The organism is Ruegeria sp. BG11 (assembly GCF_056538565.1).
Genome location: NZ_JBQFTH010000023.1, coordinates 20,561 through 35,001, shown reverse-complemented (window position 1 = coordinate 35,001; position 14,441 = coordinate 20,561). Strand labels below are relative to the sequence as shown.

13 protein-coding genes and 1 pseudogene are annotated in these 14,441 nt (G+C 52.5%); 7 read left to right on the top strand and 7 right to left on the bottom strand.

Annotated elements, in window-relative coordinates; all coding sequences use genetic code 11:
- Positions 1–300: 300 nt before the first annotated feature.
- The 3 genes from ACR0JF_RS22690 to ACR0JF_RS22680 form a co-directional block, all read right to left on the bottom strand.
- Positions 301–672, bottom strand: coding sequence for a hypothetical protein (locus ACR0JF_RS22690; protein ID WP_170663214.1), 372 nt, complete (start codon positions 670–672; stop codon positions 301–303).
- A 350-nt stretch (positions 673–1,022) separates the two neighbouring features.
- Entirely contained in the window at positions 1,023–2,429 is a 1,407-nt protein-coding gene (gene ccmI, locus ACR0JF_RS22685) for a c-type cytochrome biogenesis protein CcmI (RefSeq protein ID WP_170663212.1), read from the bottom strand.
- Positions 2,429–2,818 (bottom strand): cytochrome c-type biogenesis protein, encoded by a 390-nt coding sequence (locus ACR0JF_RS22680; RefSeq protein WP_480670028.1) that lies wholly within the window; start codon positions 2,816–2,818, stop codon positions 2,429–2,431. The genes ccmI and ACR0JF_RS22680 overlap by 1 nt, the downstream gene beginning before the upstream one ends.
- Positions 2,819–2,863: 45 nt before the next feature.
- Between ACR0JF_RS22680 and ACR0JF_RS22675 the strand changes: the two are divergent.
- A pseudogene (locus ACR0JF_RS22675) lies at positions 2,864–4,144 on the top strand (alanine/glycine:cation symporter family protein); the annotation flags it as partial.
- Positions 4,122–5,081 (top strand): glutaminase, encoded by a 960-nt coding sequence (locus ACR0JF_RS22670; RefSeq protein WP_170663209.1) that lies wholly within the window; start codon positions 4,122–4,124, stop codon positions 5,079–5,081. The pseudogene ACR0JF_RS22675 and the gene ACR0JF_RS22670, both read left to right, overlap by 23 nt.
- 314 nt (positions 5,082–5,395) lie before the next feature.
- Here the strand turns inward: ACR0JF_RS22670 and ACR0JF_RS22665 are convergent, their stop codons facing one another.
- The gene (locus ACR0JF_RS22665; RefSeq protein WP_170663207.1) at positions 5,396–6,064 is read right to left on the bottom strand and encodes a TetR/AcrR family transcriptional regulator; all 669 of its coding nucleotides are present in this window, start codon (positions 6,062–6,064) and stop codon (positions 5,396–5,398) included.
- A 68-nt stretch (positions 6,065–6,132) separates the two neighbouring features.
- Here ACR0JF_RS22665 and ACR0JF_RS22660 point away from each other — a divergent pair, with 68 nt between their 5' ends.
- From ACR0JF_RS22660 to ACR0JF_RS22645, 4 genes are read left to right on the top strand one after another with little or no spacing between them, the layout of a single operon-like run.
- Entirely contained in the window at positions 6,133–7,488 is a 1,356-nt protein-coding gene (locus ACR0JF_RS22660; RefSeq protein ID WP_170663205.1) for an NAD(P)-binding domain-containing protein, read from the top strand.
- Positions 7,485–8,387: a bile acid:sodium symporter family protein gene (locus tag ACR0JF_RS22655; protein ID WP_170663204.1), complete on the top strand. Its 903-nt coding sequence runs from the start codon at positions 7,485–7,487 to the stop codon at positions 8,385–8,387. The genes ACR0JF_RS22660 and ACR0JF_RS22655 overlap by 4 nt, the downstream gene beginning before the upstream one ends.
- A complete protein-coding gene (locus tag ACR0JF_RS22650) occupies positions 8,384–9,322 on the top strand; it encodes an SDR family oxidoreductase (RefSeq protein ID WP_170663202.1) in 939 nt (312 codons plus the stop codon). Before ACR0JF_RS22655 ends, ACR0JF_RS22650 begins: the two co-directional genes overlap by 4 nt.
- Complete coding sequence (locus ACR0JF_RS22645; protein WP_480670025.1) at positions 9,319–10,089, top strand: SDR family NAD(P)-dependent oxidoreductase; 771 nt, start codon at positions 9,319–9,321, stop codon at positions 10,087–10,089. Before ACR0JF_RS22650 ends, ACR0JF_RS22645 begins: the two co-directional genes overlap by 4 nt.
- 159 nt (positions 10,090–10,248) lie before the next feature.
- Here the strand turns inward: ACR0JF_RS22645 and ACR0JF_RS22640 are convergent, their stop codons facing one another.
- Together ACR0JF_RS22640 and ACR0JF_RS22635 are read right to left on the bottom strand one after the other, a co-directional pair.
- Complete coding sequence (locus ACR0JF_RS22640) at positions 10,249–10,506, bottom strand: transposase (RefSeq protein ID WP_170747597.1); 258 nt, start codon at positions 10,504–10,506, stop codon at positions 10,249–10,251.
- A 319-nt stretch (positions 10,507–10,825) separates the two neighbouring features.
- Positions 10,826–11,806 (bottom strand): L,D-transpeptidase family protein, encoded by a 981-nt coding sequence (locus ACR0JF_RS22635; protein ID WP_170663180.1) that lies wholly within the window; start codon positions 11,804–11,806, stop codon positions 10,826–10,828.
- 196 nt (positions 11,807–12,002) lie between these two features.
- Between ACR0JF_RS22635 and ACR0JF_RS22630 the strand changes: the two genes are divergently transcribed.
- Positions 12,003–12,989 carry a serine hydrolase domain-containing protein gene (locus ACR0JF_RS22630; RefSeq protein ID WP_480670022.1) on the top strand — a complete coding sequence of 329 codons (987 nt, stop codon included), beginning with the start codon at positions 12,003–12,005 and terminating at the stop codon, positions 12,987–12,989.
- A gap of 608 nt (positions 12,990–13,597) precedes the next feature.
- Here ACR0JF_RS22630 and ACR0JF_RS22625 read toward each other — a convergent pair.
- Positions 13,598–14,161 carry a hypothetical protein gene (locus tag ACR0JF_RS22625; RefSeq protein ID WP_170663176.1) on the bottom strand — a complete coding sequence of 188 codons (564 nt, stop codon included), beginning with the start codon at positions 14,159–14,161 and terminating at the stop codon, positions 13,598–13,600.
- Positions 14,162–14,441 lie beyond the last annotated feature (280 nt).

Genomic DNA, 14,441 nt, shown 5'->3' with positions numbered 1-14,441 from the left:
GTCAAATCAGTGTGTCTGGGAAGCTGATACGCCGCTAGGATTGTTGCGATACCAGCGTAGTGTCAGACGTCATTCTTTTGGGTTGGTTCAAATACCACTCTCGAGAACGAATAGTAGAGATTTTCAGGTGAAGACTTTCATGTTGTTACGGTGAACTTACTGTCGATCTGAAATCTGCATCTCAAAGTTCATCAACGACAGCTTGATTCTTCAGCCAACTACTGAGATCGGATATCTGGTAGTCCGCTTTGGGCTCGAGAAACATTTGCCTAAATAGCGAACGCCAAAGAACTTCGAAGATCAATCGATTTCTTTCTTTAATTCGTCACGAGCTTCATCAGCCTCGTCCTCTAGCTCTTCGCGCAATTCTTCGGCCTCGTCTTCAAGGTCATCGCGCTCCGCATCGATCTTTTTTTCGAGCTCATCCCGCACATCGTCAGCTTCTTCCTCCAGTTCGTCACGAACTTCGTCTCCGACCTTCTCGCCTGCATCCCGAACAGCGTCGCGTGCATCGCCGTCAATCCGATCACTTATACTATCCACGCGATCCTGTGCCCTATCTGCGCCTCGGTTCCCAACATCGCGCGCCTCTGCGCCAAAGGTTACGTAAATTAAAGCGGCAGCTATCAACGACAAGCCGAAAGGTGAGACAGTTCGGAGCGAGTTCTTCATGGGTTTTCCTTCAAAAATTTTGCCAAATTACACTCGGAAAAGCGCCTTAGTTTTTGTTGTTCGTTTGATGTCAATTCGACAAAAAGAGCCGTCAAGTTGCACGACAAATTGCGCGTCCGCTGCATACAAGTTGCCGTTTAGACGCGCGTACCGCGTAGCGACAGAGACATTCTAAGTCGGTATAGCATGCATAGCAGTCGTTCACGCCGAGTATGGCGAACGACTGCATAGAGCCCAAAGCTGCCGTTAATCCCGCGAACAGGCGCCACTCCGCGGCGAGCAATTGGTTCGAGCCTCAAACAGCCGTTGCCGCGTTCGCTCGGATTTCTCAATTCAATGCCATCAGGGCCTCAATCTACATCCAATAGACCTTGCGTCTGAGAACGAATTGCTTGCTGAACTCGTAAGTCGTTCTCGAATATGATATCCGCGTGTCGGGCTGCTTCACGCGCCTTTTCGTGTTGTCCAAGTGTCGCGTACGAGCGAACTAGCATAACCCAACCGTCGGGGTCGTTCGGCTGTGTCTCCAGCCTGGCGGCAAAGCCAGCAACCATGCCTGCTATCATATCATCGCGTTCAGATTGCGATAGGTTCGAAGCGGCAACCATTTCTTCCTTTGTAGGGCCGCGGGATGATGGGGGCAATAGATCCAAGCCTAACTCGAATTCGGCCTGAGCAATAAGGTCCAGTACGAAGGGTGCCCCTGCAAAATGACGGCGCGCAGAGGTAATGGCTTCTACTGCGCCTTCCGTGTCGCCCTGTTCCGACCGTGCGCGCGCCAGAGCAATCCAGCCTTTGTGGTCCATTGGATCTGCCTCAAGAGATGCGACCAGAGACGAGACCTGAACCGACGCAGAACCACTTTGACCGGAACTTGCGATCTCGATGTCCGTCGCATCCGACAAATAAGTTGTGACGTCCACTTGCAAGAAACGTGCCATATTGACGATGTCGCGCCGAACAAGCGGCATCCAAGGCGCGTCAGGCGCAGAATCTCTTGCCAGCAAGGCCCAATCATCAATGGCGTTCTGGAAATCCTGCGATTGCGCTTTGGCTAAAGCAACATAGTACCTAGCTCTGGGGTCCGCCTGTTCTGCGGCAAGTTGTTCAAAGATGACACGTTCAGCTGAAGGCACTTTATTACCGTTCGCCAATGTCATCGCCTCGGCATAGGCTGACAGAACAGCTGGCCTGCCTTCTGCAAGATCAACAACGTGCCGGTAGGCATCAGCGGAAGACGCATGATCGCCAACCGCCGCGTAGGACCGGGCGAGCATCCACCAAGACTCGAAACTTTCCGGTTCGTTTTCTGTGCGTTCGATAAGCAGTTGGATGCGGCTGCCAATGTCTCCTGCCTCGGCGCGGCGGATCATTTCTTCGGTTTTGCGTGCGACCAAGGGCATATCTTGGTAGCGCGGGGCCCCGATCTCAGAATAGAGCGCTGTTGTGAAGCCGCAAACACACAGCACCAAGACTGCCGCCGTGACCAACGAGCGGGGCGAAGACAGGAATCCGGTATCCAGTCGACGCGCAGCACTCAGCGCCCGGCGTTCAATTTCCATCTTAGCGGAGGCAAACTCACTTTCACTGATTTGACCCGCCTTCAGGTCCCGCTCCAACTCGTCCATCTGGTCTCTGTAGATAGAGATTGCGCCATCGGAACTGGTCATTTCGATCGACCTTGCTTTGAAGTAGGGTCGCGCGATCCAGAGACCTGAAAGGAGGACGATTACACCAGCAGTTAGCCAAAATTCCATCATCCCACCTCATTCTTGAGAATGCGCTGCGCTTCCGCTTGGGCGGCGCTGTCCAATTCCGGGGCGTCCAAGGGGGTTTTTCTGCCGCGCAGATAGAACGCTGCTGACATCCCACCAATGGCCAACAGCAAGACAGGCGTCAGCCATAGTATGTAGGTATGGCGTTCGACTGGCGGGTTCATCAGGACGTAGTCGCCGAACCTGACCCTGACGTATTCAAGGATTTCGTCGTCGCTGTCACCTGCGGTGATACGCTCGCGCACCACGACGCGCAGGTCCTTCGCTATTCCGGCATTCGAGTCAAAAATCGACTGGTTCCTGCACTTCAGGCATCGCAGCTCTCTGCCGATTTCGCGCGCCCGTTGCTCCATATGGGGATCATCGAACATCTCGTTTGGGTCTAACGCGGCAGCGCTTTTGGCGAAAACCGCAAGGACAAAAGAGGTATTACTCCTTTTCAAGCGCTGACAGTAAGTCTGGCTTCTCGCGTCGGCACTGGAAACCTTGCTGGCGTAGCGGTAGCTCTGACCTTGGGAGGTCCGGGCGCAATCTTTTGGATGTGGATCGTGGCATTGGTTGGAATGGCCACCGCCTATTCCGAAAGTACTTTGGCCCAACTCTACAAAGTCACATCTTCCAACGGAAGGTTCAGGGGAGGTCCTGCGTTCTACATGGCCAACGCCTTGAACGCGCCTTGGGCTGGGGTCATTTTCTCGATCTGCCTGATTGTCAGCTTTGGTTTGGTTTTTGTCGCAGTCCAATCCAACTCGATTGCTGAAGCTTTCGAGGGCGCGTTCGGGTTAAACAAATTGGTGGTTGGCATAGCGCTGGCCGCAGCCGCAGCGGTAGTCATATTCGGTGGAATAAGAACCATCGCAAAGTTTGCAGAGATCGTTGTACCGCTCATGGCAGGTCTCTACCTCTTGCTTGCCTGTATTGTCGTAGTCCTGAACATTTCCGAAGTACCTGCTATGTTGTGGTCGATTGTTGCGGGTGCGTTTGGCCTTCAGGAAGCTGCCGGAGGCGTGACAGGAGGCGTCATGGCTGCTGCGCTTAACGGCATCAAACGGGGGCTTTTCTCCAACGAAGCGGGCATGGGATCGGCACCAAACATTGCAGCAATTGCAACTCCTGATCCCCACCACCCTTCCAGCCAAGGTTTCGTTCAGGCATTCGGGTGTTTTGTGGATACGATTTTGGTCGCAACGGCAACTGCACTGCTTATTCTTCTGTCGGGCGCAATCGAAATTGATGGACCTACCGGAATGCGACTGACTCAAGACGCGGCGGCGGTCCATCTCGGCGAAATCGGCCGCCACTTTATCGCGATTGCTATCGTCTTTTTTGGCTTCACATCCATACTTGGCAACTACTCATATGCCGAAAACGCGATGACCTTCCTAAAATTGGAAGGCAAATTACCGATTTACATCTTGCGTTTGGGTTGCCTTGCAATGGTTGTCTGGGGCGCTGTGCAAGCTGTTGCCACTGTGTTCAATTTCGCGGATGCGGCCATGGGAATAATGGCGACCATCAATTTGGTGGCGATAGTGCTGCTCTCTGGCACCGTCTACAAACTAACGGTGGATTATTTCTCGCAACGCCGACAGAATCTTGAACCTCGCTTTGTCGCAAGCAAATTTCCCGAGCTTAGCAAGGGCGTAGATCACACTGTCTGGACGGAGGAGATCCATGCCGACACTCAAAACCACTGAAAGCGAAAGGCTTCAGGAAGTCTTGGACGACATTGCAGATCGCATTGCCGGCATGTCCGAAAGGGGGAAGGTAGCAAAGTATATTCCAGAACTCGCAACAGTTGATCTGAACCAATTCGGTATTGCCATTGCACCCATCAACGGTCCGCTCGTGTCTGCTGGGGACGCGGGCACGCTGTTTTCAATCCAAAGCATCTCAAAAGTGTTTTCGCTTACTTTGGCGCTGCAACAGGTTGGCGCCACCTTGTGGCAAAGAGTTGGCCGAGAACCTTCCGGCGATCCGTTCAATTCGATCGTTCAGCTTGAACACGAGCGCGGAATTCCAAGGAACCCGTTTATCAACCCCGGTGCGATCGTAGTGGCTGATGTTCTGCTCGAAAACCGTTCTGCTGACGACGCAATCAACGACCTTTTGACGTTGTGCCGAGAGCTTTCGGAGGACAACTCGATTGAGGTTGATGTGTCGGTTGCGGAATCAGAGATCCGAACCGGTTCCAGAAATCGTGCGCTTGCCCATTTTATGCAGGCGGAAGGCAACCTTAAGTCTCCCGTAGAGGATGTTCTGTCGCTCTACTTTCGCCAGTGTAGCATCGCTATGTCTTGCGAACAGTTGGCGCTAGCAGGTCGTTTTCTTGCGGCGGCGGGTCAAAATCCAGCCACCGGCGCTACAGTATTATCAGCGCAAAGAGCAAGAAGAGTTACTGCGCTCATGATGATGTGTGGATCCTACGATGCTTCGGGCGAATTTGCCTTCCGAGTTGGCCTTCCAGCGAAAGGCGGTGTTGGCGGCGGAATCCTGTGCATTGTACCTGGTATCGGATCTGTTGTCGCCTGGAGCCCCGGGCTCGATCAAAAAGGCAATTCCCATTTGGCAACAATCGCATTTCAAGAACTGGTACGCGCCACAGGGTGGTCCATCTTCGGACCAAGTGTTTAACCCGGATTGTGGGAACCGGGTTCAAATAAATTGTGTTGCGCTTCAATGACCGGCAGAGAACAAAACTGACGTCAGACCGGAATGGGCGGCGGCGATGTCAGACGAGTGATCCGAGAATAACTTTACAGAACTTTGAGCGGCGGTCATCTATTCATAGATAGAAGCTTAGAAAGCCCCCCACCCGCCTAAAACCAAGTTCTTATGACAAGACTGCTCCAAGGGTATCTTCTCGGCAATCAACTCGCGCGACTTGTTACCCAATGGATATTAGGCCTTACCCAGATCTTCTAGCGAGACCGACGCGCCGCTGTAAATCACTCCGCTTTCTTCAAGCTGCCGATTAAGCCTGCCTCACAGAAACTCAAAAGGTTCAAGGTCATGCTCTCGCGATCCGCCTGGCCAATTTTTCCGCTTAGGGCCAAAATTCGCCACTGCGACGTACACAGAGCGAGCATTGAAGACACGGCAAACACCAATGCACCCGCAACTCGTTCTGGACTAGCCTCAGGGTGTTTTGAGCAAAGCTTTTCTACGACCCTCATGGCCACAGGATCAAAGTGTGTTTGAGCCAATTCTCTCCACCGCGTATCAGCTGAGACAATCGCCACTATTCGTGCATAAGCAAGCCACTGAGGATCTCCGCTGAAGGCTCGCGAAACTAGCGGCAGCATGAAGGCTGACAACAAATCACCGACACTCCAGTCCGCCTGTGCGTCCAACAATTCAATTCTAGAGAGACGCTCTTCAGAGAGTTCGGAAGCTCGACGCGCCACTATGCGCTCGAACAGCTCTTCTTTAGGACCCCCGTGAAAATTCACGTTGGCTTTCTGAACCCCTGCCCGTTCAGCAATGTCTCGAATTGATGCGCCTTCGAATCCCCTTTCGGCAAAGACCTGTTCTGCAGCATCGAAGATTCGTTCTCTCGCGGCGACGGATCGCTGCGACGGAGCTCTTTTTCTTTCTTTAACAGCATGTTGAGGCATCTCAAAAACCAGTTTGCCTTATTTAGAACGTTCGTTCAAGATTATTACTGTCGCAGGAGGAGAGGCGAATGGAACAGGCGCAGGTGAGAGCGGGCAAGCTGGTTGAGGCAAAGGCCCGCCCCGAAGAATGTTTTGCTTTGGTCGGTGCGGGGCCAATGGGTCTTGCAATGGCAAAGACGCTTGTCGAGCAGGGAGTGCCATTTCAAGGATTTGAACTGGCCGATGATGTGGGTGGTCTGTGGAACATCGATGCTCCTCGGTCCACGATGTACGAGACCGCCCATCTCATTTCCTCCAAGCGCATGACGGAGTTCAGCGATTTCCCGATGCTAGAGGATACGGCAGAATATCCATCACATCGCGAAATGAAGGCCTATTTCCAAGACTTCGCAAAAGCGTTTGACCTGTATCAGCACTTTCATTTCGGTGCCGAAGTTCTGAAGACCGAACCATTGGAAAGCGGCGGATGGGAAATCACCTGGCGAGACAAGACCGGCACCCATCATATCCAAAACTTCGCAGGGTTAATGATTGCCAACGGTACGCTGTCGGAACCGAACATGCCGGATTTCCAAGGTGAATTCACAGGTGAGCTTATCCATGCGTCCGAGTACCGCTATCCCACCCAATTTGCCGGTAAGCGCGTTCTTGTTGTTGGTGCGGGCAACTCCGGTTGCGACATCGCAGTCGATGCCATTCACCATGGCGTATCTTGCGACCTCTCTATGCGCCGTGGGTACTACTTTGTTCCCAAATATGTCTTCGGAGCCCCTGCCGACACAATGGGGGGTAAGATCCGCCTGCCCATGTGGCTTAAGCGAAAAGTCGATGGCGCGATCCTGAAATGGTTTGTCGGTGATCCGCAGAAATACGGGTTTCCGAAGCCGGACTACGCTCTTTACGAGTCGCATCCAGTGGTCAACTCCCTCATTCTGTTTCACGCGGGGCATGGCGACCTGAAGGTTCGTCCGGATATCGAGCGTTTGGACGGCAAAACCGTTCATTTCCGCGATGGGACCTCGGCTGAATATGACATGATACTGGCCGCGACCGGGTATAAATTGCACTATCCGTTCATCGACAAGAAACATCTGAATTGGAAGGGTTCCGCGCCTCACCTCTACCTAAATTGCATGCACCCAGAACGAGATGACCTGTTTGTTCTTGGCATGGTTGAAGCATCGGGGTTGGGCTGGCAAGGACGTCATGAGCAGGCCGAAATGGTCGCTCGTTACATAGCTGGATTGCGGTCCGGCAATTCTGCGGCGCAGGCAATCCGCTCCACCAAGTCCGATGGCTATGAGAGAGCAACAGGAGGTATGAACTACATTGACCTTCCGCGCATGGCCTACTACGTGGACAAAGCAACCTATCGGAGAGAGGTAACGGGCCAAATCGCTGCACTCAAGGCGGCTGAAGTATGAACGGAATAGATCAGGTCGTTCTGAATTTTGATGCCGGAAATCTTAGAATTCTCAATGCCATCCTGGCGATCGTCATGTTCTCAATCGCGTTGGATTTGCGTACGGACGACTTTCGGCGCATTGCAGGTGCACCCAAGCCCCTCATTGTCGGTCTTGCGTCGCAGTTTCTAGTACTTCCAGCGCTTACTTTTCTTATGATTGTCGCACTGCGACCGATGCCATCTGTAGCGATGGGCCTTATCCTCGTTGCTGCGTGCCCTGGTGGGAACATATCAAATTTCATGACCCATCGGGCGAAAGGGAATGTGGCGCTATCGGTTTCAATGACCGCTTTTGCGACGGTCGGAGCCATCGTTGTCACACCGGCAAACATTGCATTTTGGGGTAACCTATATGGCCCGACACGCGAAATCTTGCAGCGCACTGAAATTGACCCGGTCGCCGTCGCAACAACGGTCGTGTTCATGCTGATCCTACCATTGGTCCTCGGGATGCTAGTAAACGCGCGGTTAAAACAATTGGCTGATCGCATCCGCCGCCCAATGCAATGGCTCTCAATGGCTATCTTTATTGCCTTCATTGTGCTCGCGCTGGCTGCCAATTGGGCGAACTTCCTTCAGGTCGCCGGAGCCGTCATAGGTCTTGTTATTGTCCACAATACGCTGGCATTCCTCGGCGGGTATACAACGGCGACGATCACAGGGTTGTCCGAGCGGGATCGCCGTTCAGTTACCATCGAAACAGGTATTCAGAATTCAGGACTGGGGCTCATCCTGATCTTCGCCTTTTTTGGAGGGATGGGCGGAATGGCTGTTGCCGCTGCTTTGTGGGGCATATGGCACGCGATTTCTGGATTGGTTCTTGCGGGCTTCTTCGCAAGGCGGGAGCTTCCGGCATGAAACGCCTTCTCATCACTGGCGCTGCAGGTGCAGTCGGAACAGCGCTGCTAAGTCGTCTGGCGCAGAAGGACAATTATGCCGTCATAGCTACGGATATCCGAGAACCTGTGAATTTGCCGCCAAACGCGCGGTTCATAAAGATGGATGTGACCAGTAGCGACCCACACGACGTCATCATGTCAGAACGCCCCGACACCGTCGTGCATCTTGCATCGATCGTAACCCCCGGGCCAGACACAACGCGGGACTTTGAGTACCAAGTTGATGTTGAAGGTACGCGCAAAGTTCTTGATGCCGCCATTTCCGCGGGGGTACAGCGACTGGTCGTTACGTCCTCTGGCGCGGCCTATGGCTATCACGCCGACAATCCTGCGCTATTGCGAGAAACGGACGCAATTCGCGGTAATCGGGAATTCGCGTATTCTTGGCACAAAAGACTGGTCGAGGAGATGCTGGCAGACGCGAGAAAAACAGCCCCGGAATTAGAGCAAGTCGTATTGAGGGTTGGGACGGTTCTTGGGAACCATGTCGAGAACCAGATAACGTCCTTGTTCCAAAAGCCTCGCCTGATTGGGCTGAAAGGTTCTGAGAGCCCCTTTGTCTTCATATGGGACAAGGACCTGGCAGAAATACTGCTGCGCGCATCGACAAACGGGCCTTCGGGCATTTTCAACGTCTCTGGCGACGGTGCGCTTACTGTTTCCCAAATCGCCAAGGCCATGGGCAAGACTGTGCGCTGGTTGCCGCCAAAGTTGGTCAAGATGGCACTGGCCGTGGCCCGACCCGTAGGGCTTTCTCGCTATGGTCCTGAACAAGTTCGATTTCTGCAGTTTCGGCCAGTGCTGGACAACACTGCACTTAAGGTGAAGTTCGGCTATCAACCCAAATACTCAAGTGCAGAAGCATTTGAGCTCTGGTGGGAGCACGCGAAGTGAAAAAAACTGCAGTCATAACTGGCGGTGCTGGCGGCCTGGGGCAAGCTTTATCTGAAGCATTGCGAGAACAAGGTTGGCACACCGTTATCATTGACCTTCCAGGCCCGCGCCTCGACGCTTTGGTGGATGAGAAAGATATTAGTCTCTACGCTTGTGACCTAACAAAACCTAAGCAGTGTGCAGATGTATGCGCTCAGATTTTGAAGGGCAGGCCTTCAATTGACATGGTTGTCTACAACGCAGGGGTCACACAAATCTCGGCGTTTGCCGACAGTGACATGAACTCACATCGCGACCTTTTTGAAATCAACTATTTTTCAGCAATTGAGTGCGCTCGGCATTTCCTCTTTGCATTAAGAAAGTCCAAGGGAACGCATCTGGCGATCTCATCAGTCGCGGGGTTTGCGCCGCTTTTCCGTAGAACAGCATACGCCGCCAGCAAGCATGCAATGGAAGGGTTTTTTAAGTCTCTGAGAGCCGAGGAAACCTGTCACGGGGTGTCCGTTACTATTGCTGCACCTTCCTTTGTTGCAACGAACATCGGGCAAACCAAAAAAGATAAAAAGGGTTTCACCCGTCCGGGATCCGCAACTGACGGTGTTGACTATATGACGCCACAAGACGCAGCCAAAACCATTCTTGACGGGACTCGAAAACGAAAAGCATTTGTGCCCGTTGGTCGAGTTGCAACTCTATCGAACGCCATGAACCGGCTAGCTCCGACACTCTTCTACCGCCAAATGATGCGCACAATTGGAAAAAGTTAATTCTAGCAGGGTGCTGTTAGACGAATTCGAACGAGTCTCAACTACGCCTGTTGGCCGACCACCTTTCAGGTACGACGCTCTGATGTGCCGAGCGTCTGGCGAGCATGAATGACGTCCTGACGAAGTTGGCTCGTCGTTGGTACCTCGGTCTTAGGTAGTTCAGACTTCTTTGAGGATCAGCTTGTCCAGTTCCAGTTCGGCCACGATCTTCTTCAGCCTGGCATTTTCCTTCTCCAGGCTGCGCAACTCCGACGGTTGCGACTTGCCCATGCCATCGAACTGACGCCGCCAATTGTAGTAGGTCGCATCGCTGACACCGACACCTCGACAGGCCGTCCGAACATCGTCGCCATCTGCCAGCTTCAGTGCAATCTCACGCAGCAGCTTCAGAATGTCTTCGTCCGAGTATCGCTTCATGGCCATCTCTTGTTCCCCCTTCTCGGCCAAAGTAGTGGCCAAATATTAGGGGGGCAAAGACAGTGCCAGAGGTGGGCACGCTGCTGGGCCATGCCATTCGTCATGGAAACATAGAGACAGATCACGAAAGGCTGAAAAGGTGCGTAAGATCATCAATGATCTAATCCACGCCGACAAGGAACTACAGAAATTGATCAACTGACTCGGCGCCTACCAGTAAAGGCATAGAGCAGTCGTTCGACCGAGCTGTTTCAATGGCCGCTTCGAGCCCTTTACGGAAAGGCTTGAAGGGCAGCGCGCCTTGGTTCTGCTTTGCAGTTTACTTGCAGATCGGCAATTCCAACGGCGGCTGTTTGGGCAAAGATGCTCTCCAACTATTTATGATCGGCTGTAGGCTGCTTTTGGGCCAAAACTTTGGTTCACCAATCGCTTTTAGGCAAACTGCGTTCCAATAAACTCCAGCTCGAGAAAGTGATTTTCCCTTTTTTACCGCCTTGGCGACAGCGTTTATGTCTTTGGATTCTGGGTAGATATACAGGGTTGTCGGGTTTCCTTCTACGAGCGCCAAGATCTCTTTTGAGGCGGATTGCGACCAGGTTGTGCAACCATTGCTACGACCACCAGTGTAGTTCACAAGCCTTCCGTAAGGGACATAGCCATCGTTGTCTGCATGAGTGCTTTGAGGGTTTTTGAACCTGCATTGCCATTTGAGAAACACAGCCGGATGGCCTCCGATGGCGCGCTCGCGAGCATTGCTCGTTTCTCCTTCACCATCAAACAAAAGGAAGGTGCGGTAGAACGGCTGTGTTTTACCAGAATGACTGTGGTAACCTTTGAAGGACGTGCGGGTTTCAGCCGTAACATAGGCGCCTCCGGCGGTTAGTTTAGATCCCTCTGCATTGCTGAAGTTCTTCGCGCATTGCCGGCCATTCGAAAAATTAGCGCGCTGGAGTTTTCGACCATTGCCATAGCCGGACGAAACCGCTCGGAAGGACTTTTGTGACTCGCAGATGACATAAAAACGCTTGCCCGGATTGCCGTTTCTTGCAGTGCTGGGGCGGGTTGCGTCCTTGGCCAGGTAGCAGGGGTTCCTTACTTCGCCTCGGCGTAGTTTCTTGATGTAAAGCGCGCGTGCCCTTTCCAGAACGATTGGCGCGATTTGCCCCTCACCCGTACCCACGTGCTTTTGTAGCCACGCTGGAACATCTTGCGTTATTGCATTGGCGCGGTCCGGTAGGGCGCCTACCGATATGGCGATTGTTGTGACCGAGAGTGCGAGACGGAGTGAATTCGGTAGCAACGGGAAATCTCCTGCTAGAATGTCCTCGGGGTCAGTCTACCACAGTTCTTGCGCGCTAGGATGCTGGCCAAGTTTACGAACGATGCCTCCTGTTGCCTCAAATCCCACTTTTCGTTTGCGGAGGCTTTCTTACATCTTGGACAATAAATCCTGGGATGTTGCGTAGGCGTCTGGACATTCCGAGATTTGCTTCCAAATGAATGCCATGATTACACGTCGCAAGTTCCTGCTGGCAACCGCAACCGCAATTTGTGCTCCGTATATTGCGCGGGGACAAACGGTGGCGCTGAATGATGCAATGAGCGGTCTTCCGCAGTTGCATTCACTTCAAATTCAACGCGGAAACGAGGTCATTTTCGCGCAGGCCCAACAGGGTGCAGGCCTGGATAGACCGGCCAACATAAAGTCGTGTTCGAAAAGCATTGTGGCTTTGTTGCTTGGGACGGCGATCGACCGGCGGGAAATCCCATCTGTAGATGCTACCTTGCAGGAGGTCGCGCCGCGACTTTTGCCCGCTAATGCGACACCCGGTTCCGAAAGCATTACGATGGAGGATCTGGTGACGCTGCGGGCAGGTCTCGAAAGAACCTCGGGCAGTAACTACGGAGAATGGATCAACTCTGCCAACTGGATCGCGGATGCGTTGACACGACCGATGGTTGCTGAGCCCGGACAGCAGATGCTCTATTCCACAGGGTCGACCCATGTGCTTGGCGCAGCATTGACTGTGGCGACCGGACAAAGCCTTTTGAGGCTGACGCGTGAGAGGCTGGGTGCACCACTTGGTATCGAGATCCCCGCTTGGACGAGGGATCCACAGGGCTACTACTTGGGTGGCAATGAGATGGCGATTACGCCGAGGTCAATGTTGAAGATCGCGGTGTTGCTTCGGGACCGCGGGGCATTTGCCAACACGCAAATCATTCCTGAGCGTTGGGTTTTGGAATCGACCAAGCCGCACGGCCGTTCACCTTTCTCTGGACTAGACTACGGCTATGGCTGGTTTCTTTCCCCTTCGGGCTATGCATTGGCGCGTGGGTATGGAGGCCAAATCATAGCGGCCCATCCTGATCGAAACCTTGCTGTCGCAATAACATCTGATCCTACGCGTCCCGCCCGTTCTGGAGGATACTTTGGAGATTTGGTCAGATTGCTGGATGGTCCAATCCTGAACGCCATTTAGACAAAACACTTTATGGAAACCCTAGAGCGCGCTGCAATAGTCAATCTCCGAAGCGGACGAGTTGAGCATTCAAGTCATCGAAATACCTTAATCTAGACTCATCTAGTTGAGGAAATCGACGCGAAGTTTACTGGCAACGTCGACAACAAAGTCATTACCAGTTTAGATAGAGCTTGCCGGAGTGTCTCCTCTAACTCAGGCTTGCCATAAAAAATCTTTTCAGAAAGTCTACAACCGAATGGCCCTTGCAGCCAATTTTGACCAAGGCTGTACGATCACAATGAATGGTCTGCTCAGCGCTGCAAAGTGGGCATCCGTTTCGATTACACGAACGCCTGTATTGAACCCAATTCAGTTATTTTTCTACTCAGCACACTTACAAGTTGCGGTTCAAACCGAAATTGAGCTTTCTTGCTATTGTTAGGCAAGATCAGCCTCGACATAGAACGGCAGACCGAAGTCCATAGAAAACCGGAAAATTCTTCAGCGACTATAACGTTTAACATTAAACGTCCCGCTCGAACGGCCGATAGGCCGTTCAAGCGAGTATCAATCTCATGTCCGAAACCAGCCGTTGCTAGCCAATTGGATTCAAGAACGGTTGCGTTCTAACTGTGGTACAACACGATACCAGCATCCAGAACAAGTTGCGTTGGGAGTTCGAAAAGTTTGTCGTTGTCCAACGCATAGCGATGACGTGAGAACAAGGTTGCTTGATTACAGCTCACACTTGTGTTCTCAGCCTGCAGCTCATCGAAAGGATTAAACTTTAAGAAAATTTGACGAAAGCGGTATTCCAATTGCCACGGTCCAAATTGCGCCTCGCAGAAAATGCCAAGCCTCGCGTCGATCCTGAATGCGTTAAAATCTCCATCGATCAATTCGTTGGAGTTGGATCCCGGGCTCAGAATCGGAATGTCGGAAAAAATCGTATTCGCAGTTGCCTCGCCAAATGAAAGATGTGCGATCGGACGAATCTTCCACTCGTTTATCAATGGAAATTCCCAGCCGATGCCGACCGTTGCTGCCACGCTTGACCATATTGCATCCAATTCAGAGTCTTTAGCGATCCCTGGGAAGAAGATCGCTGGGTTATACTTTTGATAGGCAACAGGACCCTCAAAATAAAGCCCGTCTTCAAATGGCTTGTGCCCTCCTCGCAGCTGGGTCAAGCGTAGACATTATGTACCCCCGGAAGCATCAAATAAAGAAAACGAGAATAAAGACTCATTTGGTGTGGCGGCGATACTCAAGACAGACACAGCCGCTTGGGTGGCGGCCTCGTAGGCATCAGGGTTTTTACTTTGAGCAAAGGTTGGACTGGTCGTATTTGCAGCCGATAATGCAGCGAAAGCAAGAATTCGTCTCCAGGTATTATCTCATTTACCGGAAAAAAGAAGACCAAGCGATCTCTCTTCATCTTAGCACTACAAGGATAGTAGTGCAGCGCCT